This window comes from Lentzea sp. NPDC059081 (assembly GCF_042738015.1).
In the GTDB taxonomy this organism is placed as follows: Bacteria; Actinomycetota; Actinomycetes; order Mycobacteriales; family Pseudonocardiaceae; genus Lentzea.
On record NZ_JBHYGW010000037.1, the window covers coordinates 1 to 19867 of the forward strand.

Annotated in this window: 18 protein-coding genes and 3 tRNA genes; 9 read left to right on the forward strand and 12 right to left on the reverse strand. The window is 69.4% G+C overall.

The window, feature by feature from the left end; all coding sequences use genetic code 11:
* Positions 1–450 precede the first annotated feature (450 nt).
* From ACFWV3_RS41075 to ACFWV3_RS41090, 4 genes are all read left to right on the forward strand, one after another.
* Positions 451–1401, forward strand: coding sequence for a lycopene cyclase family protein (locus tag ACFWV3_RS41075; RefSeq protein ID WP_382419364.1), 951 nt, complete (start codon positions 451–453; stop codon positions 1399–1401).
* Between the two features lie 125 nt (positions 1402–1526).
* Positions 1527–3203, forward strand: coding sequence for a GGDEF domain-containing protein (locus tag ACFWV3_RS41080; protein ID WP_382419365.1), 1677 nt, complete (start codon positions 1527–1529; stop codon positions 3201–3203).
* Positions 3204–3357: 154 nt separating this feature from the next.
* Positions 3358–4422, forward strand: a complete 1065-nt coding sequence (locus ACFWV3_RS41085) for a glutamate--cysteine ligase (protein WP_382419366.1) — start codon at positions 3358–3360, stop codon at positions 4420–4422.
* Between the two features lie 54 nt (positions 4423–4476).
* The gene (locus ACFWV3_RS41090) at positions 4477–4887 is read left to right on the forward strand and encodes a CBS domain-containing protein (protein ID WP_382419367.1); all 411 of its coding nucleotides are present in this window, start codon (positions 4477–4479) and stop codon (positions 4885–4887) included.
* Here ACFWV3_RS41090 and ACFWV3_RS41095 read toward each other — a convergent pair.
* The 4 genes from ACFWV3_RS41095 to ACFWV3_RS41110 form a co-directional block, all read right to left on the reverse strand.
* A complete protein-coding gene (locus ACFWV3_RS41095) occupies positions 4878–5318 on the reverse strand; it encodes an NUDIX domain-containing protein (RefSeq protein ID WP_382419368.1) in 441 nt (146 codons plus the stop codon). The two genes, ACFWV3_RS41090 and ACFWV3_RS41095, sit on opposite strands and share 10 nt — an antisense overlap.
* Before the next feature lie 15 nt (positions 5319–5333).
* A tRNA-Ile gene (locus tag ACFWV3_RS41100) sits at positions 5334–5411 on the reverse strand.
* Positions 5412–5500: 89 nt separating this feature from the next.
* Positions 5501–5573 (reverse strand) — tRNA-Leu (locus tag ACFWV3_RS41105).
* 1 nt (position 5574) lies between these two features.
* Positions 5575–5647, reverse strand: a tRNA-Gly gene (locus ACFWV3_RS41110).
* A 377-nt stretch (positions 5648–6024) separates the two neighbouring features.
* On the opposite strand from ACFWV3_RS41110, the gene ACFWV3_RS41115 reads away from it, so the two are divergent.
* Positions 6025–6258 carry a hypothetical protein gene (locus ACFWV3_RS41115; RefSeq protein ID WP_382419369.1) on the forward strand — a complete coding sequence of 78 codons (234 nt, stop codon included), beginning with the start codon at positions 6025–6027 and terminating at the stop codon, positions 6256–6258.
* 57 nt (positions 6259–6315) lie between these two features.
* Here the strand turns inward: ACFWV3_RS41115 and ACFWV3_RS41120 are convergent, their stop codons facing one another.
* From ACFWV3_RS41120 to ACFWV3_RS41155, 8 genes are read right to left on the reverse strand one after another with little or no spacing between them, the layout of a single operon-like run.
* Complete coding sequence (locus ACFWV3_RS41120) at positions 6316–6702, reverse strand: metal-sulfur cluster assembly factor (protein ID WP_382419371.1); 387 nt, start codon at positions 6700–6702, stop codon at positions 6316–6318.
* Positions 6699–7139 carry a Fe-S cluster assembly sulfur transfer protein SufU gene (gene sufU / locus ACFWV3_RS41125; RefSeq protein ID WP_382419372.1) on the reverse strand — a complete coding sequence of 147 codons (441 nt, stop codon included), beginning with the start codon at positions 7137–7139 and terminating at the stop codon, positions 6699–6701. The genes ACFWV3_RS41120 and sufU overlap by 4 nt, the downstream gene beginning before the upstream one ends.
* A 1-nt stretch (position 7140) precedes the next feature.
* Positions 7141–8418, reverse strand: a complete 1278-nt coding sequence (locus ACFWV3_RS41130; RefSeq protein WP_382419373.1) for a cysteine desulfurase — start codon at positions 8416–8418, stop codon at positions 7141–7143.
* A 42-nt stretch (positions 8419–8460) separates the two neighbouring features.
* A complete protein-coding gene (gene sufC / locus ACFWV3_RS41135; protein ID WP_266041288.1) occupies positions 8461–9234 on the reverse strand; it encodes a Fe-S cluster assembly ATPase SufC in 774 nt (257 codons plus the stop codon).
* Between the two features lie 31 nt (positions 9235–9265).
* A complete protein-coding gene (locus tag ACFWV3_RS41140) occupies positions 9266–9580 on the reverse strand; it encodes a non-heme iron oxygenase ferredoxin subunit (protein WP_382419374.1) in 315 nt (104 codons plus the stop codon).
* Positions 9581–9614: 34 nt separating this feature from the next.
* On the reverse strand, positions 9615–10772 hold the full coding sequence (gene sufD, locus ACFWV3_RS41145) for a Fe-S cluster assembly protein SufD (RefSeq protein WP_382419375.1): 1158 nt from the start codon (positions 10770–10772) through the stop codon (positions 9615–9617).
* 1 nt (position 10773) lies between these two features.
* Positions 10774–12228 (reverse strand): Fe-S cluster assembly protein SufB, encoded by a 1455-nt coding sequence (gene sufB / locus ACFWV3_RS41150; protein ID WP_253324097.1) that lies wholly within the window; start codon positions 12226–12228, stop codon positions 10774–10776.
* A complete protein-coding gene (locus ACFWV3_RS41155) occupies positions 12225–12896 on the reverse strand; it encodes a helix-turn-helix transcriptional regulator (RefSeq protein WP_382419376.1) in 672 nt (223 codons plus the stop codon). The genes sufB and ACFWV3_RS41155 overlap by 4 nt, the downstream gene beginning before the upstream one ends.
* Positions 12897–13020: 124 nt before the next feature.
* Here ACFWV3_RS41155 and mptB point away from each other — a divergent pair, with 124 nt between their 5' ends.
* The 4 genes from mptB to ACFWV3_RS41175 all read left to right on the forward strand — a co-directional run bounded on the left by mptB (position 13021) and on the right by ACFWV3_RS41175 (position 19865).
* The gene (gene mptB, locus ACFWV3_RS41160) at positions 13021–14556 is read left to right on the forward strand and encodes a polyprenol phosphomannose-dependent alpha 1,6 mannosyltransferase MptB (protein ID WP_382419377.1); all 1536 of its coding nucleotides are present in this window, start codon (positions 13021–13023) and stop codon (positions 14554–14556) included.
* A 169-nt stretch (positions 14557–14725) separates the two neighbouring features.
* Positions 14726–18406 (forward strand): patatin-like protein, encoded by a 3681-nt coding sequence (locus tag ACFWV3_RS41165; RefSeq protein ID WP_382419379.1) that lies wholly within the window; start codon positions 14726–14728, stop codon positions 18404–18406.
* Positions 18407–18411: 5 nt separating this feature from the next.
* The gene (locus ACFWV3_RS41170) at positions 18412–18945 is read left to right on the forward strand and encodes a TetR/AcrR family transcriptional regulator (RefSeq protein ID WP_382419380.1); all 534 of its coding nucleotides are present in this window, start codon (positions 18412–18414) and stop codon (positions 18943–18945) included.
* Between the two features lie 83 nt (positions 18946–19028).
* A complete protein-coding gene (locus ACFWV3_RS41175; RefSeq protein WP_382419381.1) occupies positions 19029–19865 on the forward strand; it encodes an oxidoreductase in 837 nt (278 codons plus the stop codon).
* Positions 19866–19867: the final 2 nt, after the last annotated feature.

The following is a 19867-nucleotide window of genomic DNA, read 5'->3' on the forward strand; positions in this document are numbered from 1 at the left end:
AAAACTACTCAAAGGAATACTCCTGACGAGGAGTATTCATATTACTGGCTGTGTTTCGGCACGCTGTTGAGTTCTCAAAGAACACGCGCTCACCGCAGTCACATCAGCTTTTCGCTGACTTACTTCCGGGGCTTGTGTTGCTGAAGCTTATTTGGTCTCGCTTGCCGGTGTCAAATCGGCCTCTCAGAGGCCCTTCTGTCTTCCGGCTTTGTCAGGCTCGTTCCGGTTTGCATTTCCGGCCCGCTTCGCTCTGACATGGAGAACATTACACGGGCCTGTTTCGATCTCCAAATCGGGGGGTACCCACCCCCTCGCACCGCTGCTGAACTGGTCGTTTGCCACCCGGCAGGACGCTTGCACCCCGGTTGGGCCGTGACGATGTGACCCACGTCCCTCCGAACAGCCGTGCTTCATTCGGTGGGCCTCGTCCGCACCGCCGATCATTGAGCCATGTTCGACGTTCTGGTGGTCGGTGGCGGCCCGGCTGGGCGCGCGCTCGCACGTGCGTGTGCGGAAGAAGGTCTCGACACGGCGATAGTCGACCGTCAGCCGGAACGCGTCTGGGCGGCGACCTACGGTGCGTGGGCCGACGAGCTCCCCCACGGCACCCCCACCAAAGTCACGAGCACGGTGGTTCGCGTCTTCGCGCGCGAAGAGCATCTGATCCCGCGTGAGTACGTCATCCTCGACAACGCGCGTCTGCACGCTCTCCCGGACTCGGTCACCGTCCTCCCACGGCCAGCCGACGCGCGCTACACGTTCAACGCCACGGGCGCGCGCAAGGGCCGGGCCGAGCAAACGGCCGTAGGAACGGTCATCGAGTCGGACTGCACAGAGACGACGCTGATGGACTGGCGCAACGGCGACTCGTTCCTCTACACGGTTCCTCTGGGCGACAACCGCGTGCTCGTGGAGGAGACCTGTCTGGCGGGCCGGCCCGCCACGCCGCTCGACGAGCTCCGCCGCCGGCTCCACGCGAGGATCGCTCCCGGTCCCGAGGAGGAGCGGGTGCGCTTCCCGCTCGACGCTCCCAAGGCCGACGGTCTCGCGTTCGGTGCGAGTGCGGGCTTCATCCATCCCGCCACCGGGTACAGCGTGGCGACCTCTCTGACGCTCGCGCCGAAGGTCGCCCAGGCGGTCAAGGCGGGCGAGGACCCGCAGCGCGTCATCTGGTCCAGGAAGGCGCGGATCGTGCACGCCATGCGCCGCCGCGGTCTGGAGGTGCTGCTGCGGATGGACGCCGACGAGACGCGGGACTTCTTCGAGGTCTTTTTCCAGCTCGACGCGAATCATCAGCGCGCCTACCTCTCCGGCCGGGAGGACGTGAAAGGAATGGTGGCGGCGATGACTGCTTTGTTCCGGATCGCGCCGCGCTGGCTCAGGACAAAGCTGATCTTTTGAGCGGACCCCCAGCGTGACCAGCGGATCACCGAGCGCAGCCGCACCGTGGCGGCTCGTCGCCGGGAGCGTGAACACCTGGTGAACCCCCTTGGTGACAACTCGTTCGCACCGGCACGATAAATGGCGTGCCCGCATTGCTGGATGACGTCAGGTTCGCCTTCCAGCCGCTGTTCAACCTGAACACCGGGGGCGTCGTCGCGGTGGAGGCCCTGGCCCGGCCGCACGACGGCAGCGTGCAGGATCTGCTCCAAGCCGCCTTCCAGGCCGGCCTGCTGACCAACGCCGACGTCGGTCTCGCCTGCCGCGCCGTCCGGTCCGCCGCCGACTTCGACCTGATGCTGCCGCTGCACGTGAACCTGCTGGCGATCACGGTCGCGGACAAGCCCGAGGTCATGGGCCCGCTCTACGGCGCGCTGCGGGACGCCCGGCGCTCCCACGACAGCGTCGTCATCGAGATCGGCGAGCCGTACTCGCGGGCCCACCGCGGCCGGCTGGCGCGCGGGTTGCAGACGTTGCGCAACAACGGTTTCCGCATCGCGCTCGACTGCGTGGGCGAGGGCGACGTGCCGCTCGGCCTGCTGACCAGCGCCTCCCCCGACTTCATCAAGCTCGACCGGGAGATCGTCCGCTCGCTGCCCGACGACGCCGCGCGGGGCGCGCTGGTGCGGTCGTTGGTGCACCTCGGCGAGTACACGGGCGGTCAGGTCGTCGCCGAGGGCGTCGAGACCGAGGCCGAGCTGACGTACCTGCGCAAGCTGGGCGTGGGGCACGCGCAGGGCAGGTACCTCGCTCCCCCGCAACGGCGACCGGCCGTGAACGCCCGGATCGCGCCGGAGGCCGTCACGGAGACCGGCGAGATCCGGCGCAGCACCACCGGTCCCAGGGTCACGGACTTCCTGCACCCCGCGACGACGTTGCCCGAGCACGCCACGAGCGACGAGGTGCGCGAGGTGTTCGCGACGCAGCCGTCGATCACCGGTGTCGTGCTGGTCGACGACGAGGGGCGCCCGCGGTGGTCGGTGGACCGCAACCGGTTCCTGCTCGCGGTCACCGGGCCGTACGGGCATGCGTTGCACGCCAAGCGCGAGGCGGCGCGTCTCGCGGACAAGCCGCACATCATCGACACGGAGGCGTCGGCGCTCGACCTTCTGGACGTGGTGGCCGGTGCGAACCGTGAGCGCACCAACGACGACCTCATCCTCGTGGATCACAACGAGCGATGCATGGGCGTTGTCCGTGTGGCGGACGTGGTGCGTGGCGTCGCCGAGCTGAAGGTTGAGCAGGCGGCCGCGTTGAGCCCTCTCACGCGTCTGCCGGGCAGCGACGCCGTGGCGAAGGAAGTGGAACGGCGCATCGAGGCCGGCGAGATCTTCGCGATCTCGTGGCTGGACGTGGACGCCTTCAAGCTGGTGAACGACACGGTCGGCTTCGCGGCGGGCGACGACCTGATCCGCGAGATCGGGCACGACCTGGCGGACCTCGCGCACGCGTTCCCCGGCGTGGACGTCGGGCACGTCGGCGGTGACGACTTCCTCCTCCTCGCCGGGCTCGACGAGACGGTGCCTCTGAGTGCTCGTCTGCTCGACAAGCCATACACGGCGGAGGGACGACACGTGACCCTCTCTCTTGCGACCCTTATCTGTGCCCCGGGATCAGTGGGGTCGTATCGCGAGGTATCGCGGTTGCTGGCACCAGTGAAGGAGCACGCGAAGTCGCTCGCCGGATCCAGCTGGGTGATGGGCCGGCCGGGCAGCGATCGGCGTGACGTGCTCCGTGGTGTCGCGCAACGCGCGGTGAGTTAACAGGTACAACCGAACGCCTCCTGTGCGGCCCTTCGATCACTCATAGCATCGAGGGTGCTACTCAGTGCACTGGAGGTTCGGCGTGCAGGTCGGCGGCAGAACTCAATCGGTACCAGCACAACGCACGAGCGTGGAAGGCCTTCTCACCGTTGGGGTGGAAGAGGAGTTCGTGCTCGTCGAAGCCTCCACAGGCCATTTGGCCAACCGTGCCAACGAAGTGCTCACAGGGGCGGACCGGTTCGACGTCGACCTGCAGCCGGAAATCGCGCAATATCAGGTGGAATCGGCCAGCGGCGTCTGCACGGACATGGGCGAGCTGCGCGAGGAACTGGCCCTCGCGCGCCGCACGTTGATCGAACGGGCCGCCCGTCACGACGCCCGGCTCGCCGCCACCGGAACGCCGGTGCTGGGCCTGACGATGCCCACTCCGTTGACGAACTCCCCGCGCTACCACCGGATGGCGGCGGAGATGGGAGCGCTGACCAACGACCTCGCGATCTGCGGCTGCCACGTGCACGTCGGTCTGCCCGACGACGAGTCGAAGATCTTCGTGAGCAACCACATGCGCCCGTGGCTGCCGGCGTTGCTGGCGCTGGGCGCGAACTCGCCGTACTGGCTCGACGGCGACACGGGCTACGCGAGCTGGCGGTACGTGGTCTGGAACCGTTGGCCCACTTCGGGTGTGCCGCCGTACTTCGACAGCGCGGACGAGTACTACACGGCACGCGAGGAGATCGTCGCGAGCGGCGCGGCGATCGACGCGGGGATGCTCTACTGGGACGTGCGGCTCTCCGCCCGCCACCCCACGCTGGAGCTGCGGGTCTCCGACGTCGCGCCGACCGTGGAGGAAGCGGTCCTGATGGCCGCGCTGGTGCGCGGAATCGCCGCCACCGCACTGAGTTCCGGCGCGGTCGCGACGAGAACGCCGCCGCACCTGCTGAAGGTGGCTATGTGGCGTGCGGCGCGCGACGGTCTGGAGGGTTTCGGCATCGACCCGGTGACGGGGTCGCCGACACCCATGTCCACGATCGTGGCGTCGTTGCTGAGGTGGATCCGCCCGGCGCTCGAGCTCACCGGCGACTACCAGATGGTGAGCGACGGCATCGACCGGTTGCTGCTCGACGGAACGGGTGCCGCGCGGCAACGCCGTGCGTTCGCCCGCCGCGGCCGGCTGGACGACGTGGTGGGCCTGCTGGTCGCGCAGACCGCGCCGGTCTGATCTGCGGGGCGCTCCGGACGGGCGGATGCTGGGAAGCCCCGGAAGGAGGACGTCGTGACGACAGCACGCGACATCATGCACCCCGGTGTGCAGTGCGTGGGCGAGGACGCGAGTCTCGTGGAGGCCGCGAGAATGATGCGGGACCTCGACGTCGGCTCGCTGCCGATCTGCGGGAAGGACGACCGGCTGCACGGCATCATCACCGACCGCGACATCGTGGTCAGGGCCGTCGCCGCCAAGCTGGACCTGGAGACGACGACCGCGGGTGAGTTCGGCTGCCACGTGCACTGGGTCGACGCCTCGGACTCGGTGGCGCAGGTGCTGAGGACCATGGAGGACAACCAGATCCGGCGGGTGCCGGTGATCGAGGACCACCGGCTGGTCGGCATGGTCTCGGAGGCGGACCTGGCCCGGCACCTGCCGGAGGACCAGCTGGCGGCGTTCGTGGAACGCGTCTACGCCTGACCGTGTTCGAGGTAACGGGTGTCGCCTGACTCCTTGGCGCGCAACGCTTCGGCGAGGCGGAGCGCGAGTCGCGGGACCAGGCGGTGCCCGGCTTCGTCCGGCGGCACGAACTCGTAGGACCTCAGCTCTTCTTCCTGGAGCCGGATGTCCTCGTCCGGGGCGAGCGTGCCGCCGTCGAAGACGAACAGGATCCGGTCGTGCCCGTCCTTGGGCGCCCAGTCGACGACGAGCAGGCGGCCGGGTTCCCTGTGCAGGCCGAGCTCTTCCTCGACCTCGCGACGGCAGGCCTCTGTCGGCGTCTCGCCGTGTTCGATCATGCCGCCCGGGATCTCCCAGTGCGACTTGTAGGTGGGTTCGACGAGCAGGACGCGTCCCCGCTCGTCGAGGAACAACGCACCGGCCGCCGACACGGCTCTGCTGATGTGGTCCACGTGTTCTTTGTAGCGTGGTCGTCCCGCCAGGATTTGAACCTGGGACCTGCCGCGTATCAGACGGACGCTCTCACCGGGCTGAGCTACGGGACGTGCGTGGAAGACGAGGGTGTCGAACCCTCCGGGGCGATCTTGCAAGGATCACCTGCGCGCCGGCGCGTCCCCCTTGTTCGGTTGTGTCGTACCCCTACCAGGATTCGAACCTGGACCGGACGCGTTCTGAGCGCGTTGCCTCTTCCGTTGGGCTACAGGGGCGAGCGGCCGGAGGGCGTCGAACCCTCTGCTCCGGTTTGGAAGACCGGCGTGTCCGCCGAGTTCACCACGACCGCGTTGTTTCGTGCCGCACCGACGGAAGGAGTCGAACCCTCGGGAAACTGTTTTGGAGGCAGTTCCGCTTCCGAAGCTCGTCGGTATTGTTCGAATGAGCGCAAAAAGAAACCGCCCACGTCTCGCGTGGGCGGCTCCGAGGTCATGACCTGGGGATCAGGTCATGGCGTGGAGCCCCACGCCAGCGCCAGCAGACCACCGGCGACGAGGGCGAGAATTCGCCATCCCGCAAGCTCCGCCTTGGCAAGCATGTCTTCCTCCGGTTGATCTCTGTCGGTTGTGATGGGTTCAAGTTAGGTGATCGCCGAGAGCCGGTGCAACGCATTTAAGCGGCCGGGTCGCGGTGTTCCAGATGGTGGATTTGTGTTTGGATTCGAGCGTGACCGGGTATGGGGCGCGGCATCCGGAGTTGGTGCGGCTGGTGGACGCATGTGCGCCTGTCGCCGTCGCCGAGGTCTCCTGGCTGGACGGGGCGATGCCGTTGCGGGTCAGCGCCTACGCCGCGGCAGCCGAGTTGCCGGACGAGCTCATCACCTCCGTGCGGTGTGTCGTGCGGGTCGCGAGCTGGTCGTCTTCTGACTGGACCAACACCGACGGATACGAGCTGCTCTGAAACGGCGAACGGCGCGCACCCCGTCAGAGAGTGCGCGCCGTTCTGATGAAAGCCGGTTCAGACGGTGAAGCCCAGCGCGCGCAGCTGCTCGCGGCCGTCGTCGGTGATCTTCTCCGGGCCCCACGGCGGCATCCACACCCAGTTGATGCGGAAGTCCGCCACCAGGCCGCCGGCCCCGCCGCCGGTCAGGGCCGCGCGGGTCTGGTCCTCGATGACGTCCGTCAGCGGGCAGGCCGCCGAGGTCAGCGTCATGTCGATGGTGGCGACGTTCTTGTCGTCGATGTGGATGTCGTAGACCAGGCCCAGGTCGACGACGTTGATCCCGAGCTCGGGGTCCACGACGTCGCGCATGGCCTCTTCCACGTCGTCCAGTGCGGCGACGTCAGCCTTGGGCTCGAAGACCGGCATGCCTTCGGCTCCCCGGACCACATCTTCGGTGCTCATGCTGCTCCCTGGCTTCGTACGACTGCGTCCTTGAACGCCATCCAGCCCAGCAGCGCGCACTTCACGCGCGCCGGGTACTTCGCGACACCGGCGAAGGCGATGCCGTCCTCGAGAACGTCCTCGTCGGGCTCCACCTGGCCGCGGCCCTGCATGAGCTCGACGAACGCGTCCATCTTCTTGAGGGCCTCGCCCACCGGCTTGCCCACGACCAGGTCCGTCAACACCGAGGTCGACGCCTGGCTGATCGAGCAGCCCTGGCCCTCGTACGAGACGTCCCGCACCACGTCGTCGGCGACGTGCACGCGCAACGTCACCTCGTCGCCGCAGGTCGGGTTGACCTGGAACGACTCGGCGTCGTACGGGTCGCGCAGGCCGCGGCCGTGCGGGTTCTTGTAGTGGTCCAGGATGATCTCCTGGTACATCTGCTGGAGCTGCATCTCAGGCCACCCCGAAGAACTTCTGCGCCTCGCGGACGCCGTCGACCAGCGCGTCGACCTCGTCCAGCGTGTTGTACAGGTAGAACGTCGCACGCACCGACGACTGGGCGTTGAGGCAGCGGTGCAGCGGCCACGCGCAGTGGTGGCCGACGCGCACCGCGATGCCCAGGCTGTCGAGCACCTGGCCGGCGTCGTGCGGGTGGACGCCCTCGATCTCGAACGGCACGGCGCCGCCGCGGTTCACGGCGTCGGTCGGGCCGATCAGGCGGACGCCCTTGACGGACGACAGGCCTTCCAGCGCCGCGACGGTCAGCGCGTGCTCGTGTGCGTGGATGCGTTCCATGCCCACGACCGACAGGTAGTCGACGGCGGCACCCAGACCGACGGCCTGGGACGTCATCGGCGAACCGGCCTCGAAGCGCTGCGGCGGCGGGGCGAACGTCGAGCCCTCCATCTTCACCAGCTCGATCATCGAACCGCCGGTGATGAAGGGGGGCAACGCCTCCAGCAGCTCGCGCCGTCCGTAGAGGACACCGATGCCGGACGGGCCGAGCATCTTGTGGCCGGAGAACGACGCGAAGTCCACGCCCAGCTTCCGGAAGTCCACCGGGCCGTGCGGAACGGACTGGCACGCGTCCAGCACCGTCAGCGCGCCGACCTTCCGCGCCGCCGCGACGAGCACGTCGACCGGGTTGATGACACCGGTGACGTTCGACTGGTGCGTGAACGCGACCACCTTGGCGCGCGGCGTGATCACGCTGTCCACATCGGACAGGTCGAGACGACCGTCCGCGGAGAGCTTGAACCACTTCAGCGTCGCGCCGGTCCGGGCAGCGAGCTGCTGCCACGGAACGAGGTTCGCGTGGTGCTCCATCTCGGTCACGACGATCTCGTCGCCGGGACCCACGACGAACCGCGCGGCCTCGGGACCCGAGGTCGCGGCGTTGCCCATCGCGTACGCCACGAGGTTGAAGCCCTCGGTGGCGTTCTTGGTGAACACCAGCTCGCCGAAGTCGGCGCCGACGAAGTCCGCGATGCGCTGACGCGCACCCTCGTACGCGTCGGTCGCTTCCTCCGCGAGCTGGTGGGCACCTCGGTGCACAGCGGCGTTGTGCTGCTGCAGAAATGCCTTCTCGGCGTCCAGAACCTGCGTCGGGCGTTGCGAGGTGGCGCCGGAGTCCAGGTAGACCAGGCGCTTCCCGTCACGAACGGTGCGAGACAGGATCGGGAAGTCCGCCCTCAGGGCGGTGACGTCCAGTGGTGCTGCGGTGGTGGTCACAGCGCCTCCTCTCAACTACCGCAGAAATTGAACACAGGTCCGTCAGGACAGTGCCGCGGCTTCCGTCTTGCCGGTGTACTTCACGTAACCCTCGGACTCGAGCACGTCGGCCAGCTCGCGGCCGCCGGACTCGACGATCCGGCCGTTCGCGAAGACGTGCACGAAGTCCGGCTGGATGTACTTGAGGATCCGGGTGTAGTGCGTGATCAGCATGACGCCGACCTCACCGGAGGCCTTGTAGCGGTTGACGCCCTCGGACACGACGCGCAGCGCGTCGACGTCCAGACCGGAGTCGGTCTCGTCGAGGATCGCGACCTTCGGCTGGAGCAGGCCCAGCTGCAGGATCTCGTGGCGCTTCTTCTCACCGCCGGAGAAGCCCTCGTTCACCGAGCGCTCGGCGAACGCCGGGTCGATGTCGAGGTCGGCCATCGCACCCTTGACCTCCTTCACCCAGTGGCGGAGGTTCGGGGCCTCGCCGCGCACGGCGGTGGCGGCGGTGCGCAGGAAGTTCGACATCGAGACGCCGGGGACCTCGACCGGGTACTGCATGGCGAGGAACAGGCCGGCGCGGGCGCGCTCGTCGACGGACATCTCCAGGACGTCCTCACCGTCGAGCGTGACGGTGCCCGAGGTGATCGTGTACTTCGGGTGCCCGGCGATCGCGTAGGACAGCGTGGACTTGCCGGAGCCGTTGGGGCCCATGATGGCGTGCGTCTCGCCGGCCTTGATCGTCAGGTCGACGCCCTTGAGGATCTCCTTGGGAGCGTCCTCGCTGACGACCGAGACGTGCAGGTCCTTGATCTCAAGGGTGGCCATGACTGCTGAATCTCCTGGTGGTCTAGCTAAGTCAGTTCGTGGTGACGGTGACGTCGACGAAGACGTCGCCGTCACGGATGTCGACGGCGTAGACGTCGACCGGTTCGCTTGCGGGCGGCGACGAGGGCTTGCCGGTCTCCAGGTCGAAGCACGACCCGTGCAACCAGCACTCGATCCCCTTTCGGGTGACCTCGCCCTCGCTCAGCGACACCGCGGCGTGCGAGCACAGGTCCGCGAGTGCGTGCACCCGCTCGCCGTCGCGCACCAGGACGACGTCGACGTCGTCCACGGTGGCGGCCAACGGCTTGCGGTTGTCCAACGAGGACAGTGCACACACTCGAATCACTGCTCCTCCGCTGAGGAGAGCACGTCGTCGCGGCTCACGCAGCTACCGCCTCGAGCTCTGCCTCGATGGCGGCCTCGAGGCGCTCGCGCACCTCGGGGACGGCGATCTTCGCGATGAGCTCCTGGAAGAAGCCGCGCACGACGAGCCGCCGCGCCTGGTCCTCCGGGATACCGCGCGCCTGCAGGTAGAACAGCTGCTCGTCGTCGAACCGGCCGGTGGCGCTGGCGTGGCCCGCGCCCTCGATCTCGCCGGTCTCGATCTCCAGGTTGGGGACCGAGTCGGCGCGCGCGCCGTCGGTGAGCACCAGGTTGCGGTTCAGCTCGAACGTCTCGGTGCCCTCGGCCGCCACGCGGATCAGCACGTCGCCGATCCACACGGTGTGCGCGCCCTCGCCCTGCAGCGCGCCCTTGTAGACCACGTTGCTGCGGCAGTTGGGCTGCGAGTGGTCGATGAACGGGCGGTGCTCCTGGTGCTGGCCGGCGTCCGCGAAGTACAGGCCGAACAGCTCCGCGTCACCGCCCTTGCCCGCGTACTGCACGACCGGCGTGATGCGGACGGCGTCGCCGCCCAGCGTCACCACGGTGTGCTTGATCGACGCGTCGCGCCCGAGCTTCACGTGGTGCTGCGAGACGTGCACCGCGTCGTCGGCCCAGTCGTGGATCGCGATCACCTGGAGGTGGGCGCCGTCCGCGACGACGAACTCGACGTTCTCGGCGTAGGCGCCGGAACCCCGGTAGTCGACGACGACGGTGCCCTCGGCGAACTGCGACGCCTTGACCAGCACGTGGCCGTAAGCGACCTGCCCCTCGCCCGCACCGGTGACGGTGACGGTCGTGGGCTCGGACTTCGCGTCGCCGGGCAGCGTCACGACGGTGGCCTGCTCGAACGACGTGTACGCCTGCGCCGCGATGCGGTCGCCGGGCACGCCGGCCTCGCCGAGGCGGTCGTCGTCACGACCGACCGTCTCGACGGTGACACCGGCGGCGGCGTTCACCTCGACGGCAGCGGAACCCGTTGCCGCAGCGCCGGAGTGCAGACCGGCCAGACGCTTGAGAGGCGTGAAGCGCCAGATCTCCTCACGGCCACCCGGCACCTCGAACGCGTCCACGTCGTACGACGTGAAGTGCTCAGCGCGCGAGGCGACGGGAACGACAGCTCCGTGGGAGTGAGGTTGAGTCGACAGGGCGGCCATGTCAGCCGACGGCCCCTTCCATCTGCAGTTCGATCAGGCGGTTGAGCTCGAGGGCGTACTCCATGGGGAGCTCGCGCGCGATGGGCTCGACGAACCCGCGCACGATCATCGCCATGGCCTCGTCCTCGTTCAGGCCGCGCGACATCAGGTAGAACAGCTGGTCCTCGGAGACCTTCGAGACCGTGGCCTCGTGACCCATCGCGACGTCGTCCTCGCGGACGTCGACGTACGGGTAGGTGTCCGAGCGGCTGATGGTGTCGACCAGCAGCGCGTCGCACTTCACCGTGGACTTCGAGTGGTGCGCCCGCTTGTTGACCTGGACCAGGCCGCGGTACGACGTGCGGCCACCGCCGCGCGCCACCGACTTCGACACGATGGTCGAGGAGGTGTGCGGGGCCATGTGGACCATCTTGGCGCCGGCGTCCTGGTGCTGTCCCTCGCCCGCGAACGCGATCGAGAGGACCTCGCCCTTGGCGTGCTCGCCCATCAGGAAGACGGCCGGGTACTTCATGGTCACCTTGGAGCCGATGTTGCCGTCGACCCACTCCATGGTCGCGCCCTCTTCGGCCTTGGCGCGCTTGGTGACCAGGTTGTAGACGTTGTTCGACCAGTTCTGGATCGTCGTGTAGCGGCAGCGGCCGCCCTTCTTCACGATGATCTCGACGACGGCCGAGTGCAGCGAGTCCGAGGAGTAGATCGGCGCCGTGCAGCCCTCGACGTAGTGCACGTAGGCACCCTCGTCGACGATGATCAGCGTGCGCTCGAACTGGCCCATGTTCTCGGTGTTGATCCGGAAGTAGGCCTGCAGCGGGATGTCCACGTGCACGCCCTTGGGGACGTAGATGAACGACCCGCCGGACCACGTCGCGGCGTTCAGCGCGGAGAACTTGTTGTCACCCGCCGGGATCACCGAGCCGAAGTACTCCTTGAAGAGCTCCGGCTGCTCCTTCAGGGCCGTGTCCGTGTCCAGGAAGAGGACGCCCTGCTGCTCCAGGTCCTCGCGGATCTGGTGGTAGACGACCTCGGACTCGTACTGGGCGGCGACACCGGCCACGAGGCGCTGCTTCTCCGCCTCGGGGATGCCCAGCTTGTCGTAGGTGTTCTTGATGTCCTCGGGCAGGTCCTCCCAGCTGGTGGCCTGCTTCTCCGTGGACCGCACGAAGTACTTGATCGAGTCGAAGTCGATCCCAGAGAGGTCAGCGCCCCAGCTCGGCATCGGCTTGAGGTCGAAGAGCTTCAGCGCCTTCAACCGGTACTCGAGCATCCACTCGGGCTCGCTCTTCTTCGCCGAGATGTCGCGGACGACATCCTCGCTGAGGCCTCGGCGGGCGCTCGCGCCGGCAGCGTCCGAGTCGGCCCAGCCGAACTCGTAGTTGCCGAGAGACGCGATGGTCTCTTCCTGCGTGAGCGGAGACTGCACCGTGGTGGGCGTGCGCTGCTCGGCAGCGGCAGTCATGCGGGCTCCCCTCCATCATCTGGGATCCGTTGAACGTTCGGGATGTGCGTCGTGCACACGGCGTGGCCGCTTGCGATCGTCGCGAGGCGCTGCACGTGGGTTCCGAGGAGGTTCGCGAACGTCTCCGTCTCGGTCTCGCACAGCTGGGGGAACTCAGCCGCCACGTGGGCTACCGGGCAGTGGTGCTGGCACAACTGCTCGCCCACGCCGACGTGACGTGCCGCCGCAGCGTAACCCTCCCTGGTCAACGCGGCCGCGAGGGCCTTCGCCCGTTCGGCGGGTGTGGCCTGGGCCACGATCGCCGTCCGATGGCGGTCCACGAGCGCGTCGACACGACTTTGCGCGAACGCCTTGACCGCCTCTTCGCCACCCGTTTGGGCGAGGAAGCGGATCGCGGCGACCGCGAGGTCGTCGTAGGCGTGGCCGAACCGGGCGCGTCCGGCGTCAGTCAGCAGGAAGAGCTTCGCGGGACGGCCGCGGCCACGCTGGGTGCGGCGGGGTGCGTCCCTCGTCGTCGCCTCGCCGTCCGCGAGCAGTGCGTCGATGTGTCGGCGCACAGCCGTGGGGCTGATTCCCAGTTCCTCCGCGACGGCTGCCGCGGTGACCGGGCCCTGCTCCAGGAGGAGCCTGGCGACAGCACGCCGAGTCCTGCCGTCGTGCTGGGGCACGGCGTCAAGGTGGGTCTCGGCGTTTTTCACAACACCAGTGTTGCGTATTTAGCCGGAGGTCGCAAAGATCGCCGTCACAGGGTGACCTGACTCACGGCTGAACGTGGCTCGATACTCTGCGCGCATGCCCACGAACGGCGGAACCACCACTCCACAGAGCGACGCTCTGAACGGCCGGGAGCGCCGCCAGCTGGACATCGTCCGCCGCTGGGGCACCATCGGCGCCCTCCTGCTGACCGTGGGCTCTCTCGGCGGCGGCGCCGCGCCCATCTACTCCCCGCTGTACGGCGTGCCCGTCCTCGGGCTCTTCTCGAGGATGCCCAGCGTCGCGATGGGGGTCGTCTGGACCGGCATCTTCATGATCGTGTCGGCCTGGCTCGCGCTCGGCCGGTTCGTGCGGCCGGGCAGGTCACGTCTCGTCTCCCGCAGCCAGATGGACCGCACGCTGCTGATGTGGACCGTCCCGCTGGTCTTCTGCGTGCCGATGTTCTCCCGCGACGTGTACTCCTACCTCGCGCAGAGCGAGATCGCGGCCCGCGGCCAGGACCCGTACGAGCTGGGCCCGGCCACGGCACTGGGCGTCGACCACGTCCTGACCCGCGGCGTGCCGAACATCTGGCGCGAGACCCCCGCGCCGTACGGCCCGCTCTTCCTCGCCTTCGGCCGCCTGACCGCGATGCTGACCGGCGACCACGTCGTGTCCGGCGTGTTCGTGCACCGCCTGCTCGTCCTGTGCGGCCTGGCGATGATCGTGTGGGCCCTCCCCCGCCTGGCCGCCCGCTTCGGCGTCCCCCCGGTGGGCGCGCTGTGGCTGGGCGCCCTGAACCCGCTCGTCCTGTTCCACATCGTCATCGGCGTGCACAACGACGGCCTGGCCCTGGGCCTGATGCTGGTCGGTTTCGAGCTGGCGATGCGCGGCCTGGAACCGCTGAAGTGGTCGTGGATAGCCCTCGGCTCCGGCGTCATCGTCTGCGGCGCGATGGTGAAGATCCCCGCGATGGCCGCACTCGGCTTCCTCGGCGTGCTGGTGGCGCGCAAACTGGGGGGCCAGATCAAGCACCTCGCCCTCGTGGCCGGGGTGATGGCGGCGATAGCCGGGGTCGGCGTGGTGGTGATCTGCCTGGGCACCGGCTTCGGCTTCGGCTGGGTCGAGACCCTGAACGTCGCCTCGACCGTCAAGTCCTGGATGTCGCCTCCGACTGCACTGGGCTTCCTGGGCGCCGGCACCGGCCTCCTGCTCGGCCTCGGCAACCACACCGAGTCGATGATCGCGCTGACCCGTCTGATCGGCCAGGGCATCTCGGTCGTCATCACCGTCGGCCTGCTGTGGCGCAGCTTCAAGGGCCGCATCAAGGCGATGAACGGCCTGGGCGCGGCCCTGGGCGCGATCCTGGTGCTCGGCCCGGTCCTGCAACCCTGGTACGTCCTGTGGGCGGCACTCCCGCTGGCCACGGCCGTGGTGGGCCCGAAGTTCCGCATGTTCGCGATGGTGACGTCCGCCGTGATCGCGGTGATCCTGCCGCCCACCGGGTCGGCGTTCGACGGGCGCGCTTACACGGTTCCGCAGGCCGTCGCGGGAGCAGTGATCACGTTCGCCGTGTGCGTCCTGATCGCCCGCAAGCGAGTGGGACCGTTCCTGAAGTCCGACCCGGCGGCGTAGCCGCTTCACGCAGCGGCGGTGGACACCGGTCTTTCGCCCGAGGCGCACGACCACGCCGGTGCGGGCACTCGCCCGAACCGCGCTGGAACTCGCGAGGCAACAACTGCATCTGTTCGGCCGACACCCCCTCTTCCCAAGAGGAAGATCGACGCCGAGGGGGTGGTGCGACATGCCGGAGCAGTCCATGTCGCGAGAAGAGGTCCGCTTCGCCGTAGTCCTCAACGGCGGCGTGAGCCTCGCAGTCTGGATGGGCGGCGTGGTCCTCGAACTGGACCGCCTGACCAGGCCGAACAGCACCTACCAACCCCTGCTGGACCAAGTCGGCTGCACAGCGAGAGCCGACGTGATCGCCGGCACCTCCGCAGGCGGCATCAACGGCGCGGCACTGGCGCTGTCCCAGGTCAACAAGAAGGCGGACCTGAGCAGGCTGCGGGACCTCTGGGCCGAGCAGGGCCGGATGGAACAGCTGCTGCGCACCCCCTTCCGCGGCCAGCCGGCGAGCCTGCTCAAGGGCGACGAGTTCTTCTACCCCAGGCTGCAGGAAGCGCTGGCCAGGCTGACCACCGACTTCGAGCCCACCCGGCCCGACGAGCGCCCGATCGACCTGCGGATCACGACCACCCTGCTGGGCGGCGTTCCGACGATCACCTACGACGACCTGGGGCAGCCGCTCACGCAGTCGGTGCACCAGGGCTCGTTCTCGTTCCGCCGCGACCCCTACGACTGGGTCAGCGAGGACACCCGCGACGACTTCGCGGGCGCGACGCTGCCCGACCGCGTGCAGCAGCTCGCGCTGGCGGCGCGCAGCAGTGCCAGCTTCCCGTTCGCGTTCGAGCCCAGTTTCATCCCCGTCGGCGGGCAGGGCACGCCCGACCGGCCGGACATGGCGGACGTCGCGAGCTGGGCCAACGGCGGGGACCGCAGCCGGTTCGCCGTGGACGGCGGGGTCCTGGTGAACACGCCGACCAGGGAGGCGCTCGAAGCCATCGACCGCATGCCGGCGGACGGGCCCGTTCGCCGCGTCATGCTGCTCGTCTTCCCGCACGCCGAGCCGCTGGGGTCGGAGCCGCGGGCCGACACGTCCGCCGCCGGGTTCACGACGGTGAGCTCCGGCGCCAAGCTGCTGGGCGCGATGTCCAGCCAGGCCAACCGCACCTACGTCGAGAAGATCGAGGAGCACAACCGCCGCGCCGCGTCGAGCCGGGGCGGCCGCATGGCGTTGCTGGAGCGGTTGCACGCGAGCGGGGAGAACGTCGTCGACGAGGTGTACTCGTTGGCGGACAAGCTCTTCGGCCACTACGAGGACGTCGAGATCCGGCTGGCCGCCCGTCAAGCGACCGCGCAGCAGTTCGCGCTGCCCGCGGGCAACCCGGCCAACTGGTCGTTCGAACGGGCGCGCCGGGCCGCCGAGACCGCGCAGCGCGACTGGAAGAAGAAGCACGGCGTGCTGCCGTACGTGCCGGGCGTGAGGCTGCCGGACACCGTGTGCCGCGAGGACATGGGCTGGGAGTGGGGCATCTCGATGGCCGAACGCCTCGGCGCGTCGGCGCTCGACCTGCTCAAGCGGCTCGTGTGGGTCGCGTCGGACGGCGAGGCGGACGCGATCGCCCGGTCGCGCCGGGAGCTGCACCAGGTCCGCGCGGAGCTGCGCAGGCTGCGCACCGAGCTGTTCGCGTGGGAGCCGGCGGAGTCGCTCGGCCAGGAGTACTGGACGGGCAGGCTCGCGAGCTACCACGAGCAGATGGTCGACGGGCACCTCGGCCTGGAGGTCAAGGCGCAGGTCGCGCAGATCGGCCGGGTCGTCGGCGAGGCGTGGCAGGTGGTCGCGGGCCTCGACGAGCACCGGCTCGGGCTCGGCGGCCTCCTGTGCTGGCACGCGCTCCTCTCGACCCCGCCGACGCGGCAGGAGGCCGGGCTGACCGACGACGAGCGGTGGCTGTCGCGGCTGCTCGCGCTGGAGGTCGCCGGCACCTGCCTGTCCGACGACGCCTCGACGGGACTGGACACGCCGGTCGAGCTGGTCCAGGTGTCGCTGCAGACGCGCAACGCGTTCGCGCAGCAGTCCGTCACCGCCGACGACAAGGCGGGTGGCGCGTCGTTGTCGCGGTTCTCCGGGTTCCTCAAGCGGTCGTGGCGGGTCAACGACTGGATCTGGGGACGGCTCGACGGCGCCACGATGCTGTGCCGGGTGCTGTTCGACCCGCGGCGGCTGCGCCGGATGGACCTGCTCGGCCGGCCGGAGGGCGACGAGCGCACGCCGGAGGAACGCGCGAAGGCCGTGGTCGACGAGGTCGTCGCGGACATGTTCGGGCCGGAGCTGCCGATCCAGGTGGCCGACTGCGCCGTCGCGGCCGCCGAGGAGCTCGCCGGCATCTACCGGGCGGACGGCGAGCTGTCGCCGTCGTCGATGAAGCTCGCCGAGCTGGCCGCGTGGGGCCTGCACTGGCGGATCATCTGCGAGGAGCTGCCCCGGCTGCGCGCCGCGATCATCGCCGACCGCGGTGACGGCGCGGACCGGCGGTCGCGCGGCGAGCTGTTCCTGGAGGAGCACGCGGACCTGTTGCGGCGCCTGGAGAATCCCCAGGAGCACACCGTCACGCTCGGCATGTCCGCCCTCAACGCGTTCGACCGCGCCGGGATCGGCCGCGAGCCCCTCACCCAGGAAGCCGCGTCCGACCAGATGATCCGCACGGCCGCCACCGCCGCGGCCGTCGCCGTCACGGTCGCCGACTCCGAACGCCTGGGCATCGCCGCGGTCCGCCCGGTCACGCGGGTCGTGCGCGGGGCGGCGCTGCTGCCGTACTGGACGATCACCGGGCTGACGCGGGGCGGGAACCTGGCGCAGTTCCTGGGACTCCTCGGTCTCGCGGTCGGCGGCGCGCTGGTGGTGATGGCGCTGTTCGGGATGCTGCCGGCGTGGGCGGCGGGTCCGGGCGCGGCGGTCGGCACGGCGTCGTTGCTCGCCGCTTTCGGTTACGCCGCACTGAGGAGCGGGAGCCTGCTGCACGGGCTGGTGCTGCTGTCACCGGTGATCCCGTTGGTGGCCACGGCGGTCGAACGACTGCCGGGCGACAGGGCGGAGATCACGACCGGCACGGTCACGGTGGCGGGGGTGGCGTTGGTCGTCACGGCGTTGCTGGTGCTGGGGTCGCTGCCGTCGCCGATCCGCACGCCGTTGGCGGTGCTGGCCGACTTCAAGCCGTTGGAGATCGTGCGGCGGCGCTGGAAGCAGGTGGCCGTGGTGCTGGCGGTCGCGGGACTCGCGTGGGCCGTGTGGCGTTTCGAGCTGCACCTGCGGCCATCTCTGGTGATCCCGGCATCCGTCCTTTGTGGAGCATTCGGGCTGTGGATGGCGTTGTCCGGCGGCAAGTCCCTGCAGCGCTGGCGCCGGGTCGAGGGCGCCTGGGGCACGGAACGCGCCGAGCCGCCCGCCGCCGCGACCGCGGGCTGGGCCGTGATCTACGGCATCGGCTACCTCGTGCTGGCCGACGTGCTGCTGCTGATCGGGCCGGCCGGCTGGGGCTGGCGGGCGGTGATCGGCACGGCACTGGTGTTCGGCCTGACGTTGCTGCTGGTCACGTCCTGGTACGTGCCCAGGACGGAACGCCGCCGGATCCGCGTGCAGCTGGTCGACGAGGCGATCCCGGCGGTCTACCCGGCCGATCGCGACATCTCGGACGTACTGCGCGAACGGCTGGAGGGCCACGCGTCGCTCTACCGGTTCCTCGTGGCGGGCGAGGGCGACCACCCGGAGAAGCTCACCCTGTCCCCCGCTGGACTGCTTGTCGCGCAACGAATTGAGACGAAGCTGCGGCCCGGCTCCATCCGCAGTGGACACCCTGTACGTTGATCCGGATGAGGGCCGACGCCACGCGCAACGTCGAAGCAGTCCTGCGAGCGGCCGCGCGGGTGTTCTCGACAGACCCGCTCGCGCGGATCAGCGACGTCGCCGCGGCCGCGGGTGTCGACAAGCGGACCGTCTACCGGCGCTTCGAGTCGCGCGAGGAGCTGCTGCTGGCGGTCTACCGCGCGCGGCTCGACCGGCTGGCGGCGCTGATCGACGCGACCCTGGACGACCGCCCCGTGCGCGACGCGCTGCTGGCGTTCGCCGAGGGCGGCATCCGGCTCAGCCGCGACTGGCCGGTCGACATCCGCGCGGTGACCGACCCGGCGATCCGCGACCGGCGCGAGGAGCTCGACGCGCGGATGGACGCCTTCCTGCGCCGCGTCGAACGGGAGGGCGTCATCGCGTCCGGCCTGCCCGGCGGCTGGTCGTTGCGGGTGTTGCAGACCCAGCTGCACACCGTCGCCCAGGAGATGCCGTCGCTGGAACCCGGCGTGGCGGCCCGGCTCGTGGTCAGGACGTTCCTGCACGGCGTCGGCGTGTGACCCGCGCCATGCCCGCTCCGGGCATTTCCGAGGCACCTTGTGCGTCTTAAGTGTCATAGAGAGTGACACTTAAGGAGTGGACGATGGCGAAGACGTGGCTCATCACCGGGGCGTCGCGGGGTTTCGGGCGCGAGCTGGCCGCCGCGGCGCTGGAGGCGGGCGATCGGGTCGTCGCCACGGCACGACGCCCTGAGCAGCTCGAAGACCTGGTGGCGCGGTACCCGGACCGGGCGCGCGCGGTCGCGTTGGACGTGACCGACACGGCGGCCGCTGCTGCCGCGGTCGAACAGGCCGTCGCGGAGTTCGGGTCGCTGGACGTGGTCGTCAACAACGCCGGCTACGCCAACAGCGCGCCCATCGAGGAGATGAGCGTGGCCGACTTCCGCGCGCAGGTCGAGGCGAACCTGTTCGGCGTGGTCAACGTGACCCGGGCCGCCCTGCCCGTGCTGCGGAAGCAGCGGTCGGGCACCTTCGTGCAGTTCTCCTCGGTCGGCGGCCGCGCGGGCGGCACACCGGGCATGGGCGCCTACCAGACGGCGAAGTTCGCGGTGGAGGGCTTCTCCGAGGTGCTGGCGAACGAGGTGGCGCCGTTCGGCGTGCGGGTCGTGATCGTCGAGCCGGGGGCGTTCCGGACGGACTGGCAGGGCTCGTCGATGGTCCGTCACGAGGTCGGCCCCGACTACGAGGAGACCGTGGGCGCGATCAACCGGTTCCGCGACGAGACGGACGGCGTGCAGCCCGGCGACCCGGCCCGTGCGGCGCGGGTGATCCTCGACGTCGTGGCGTCGGAGGAGCCGCCGCGCCGCTTGGTGCTGGGCGCGGCCGCGGTGGAGCACGTGCTGGCGGCGGAGGCGAAGCGGAGCGCGGAGACCGAGAAGTGGGCCGCGGTGAGCGCGTCGGCCGACTTTCCGGCGGAGTAGCG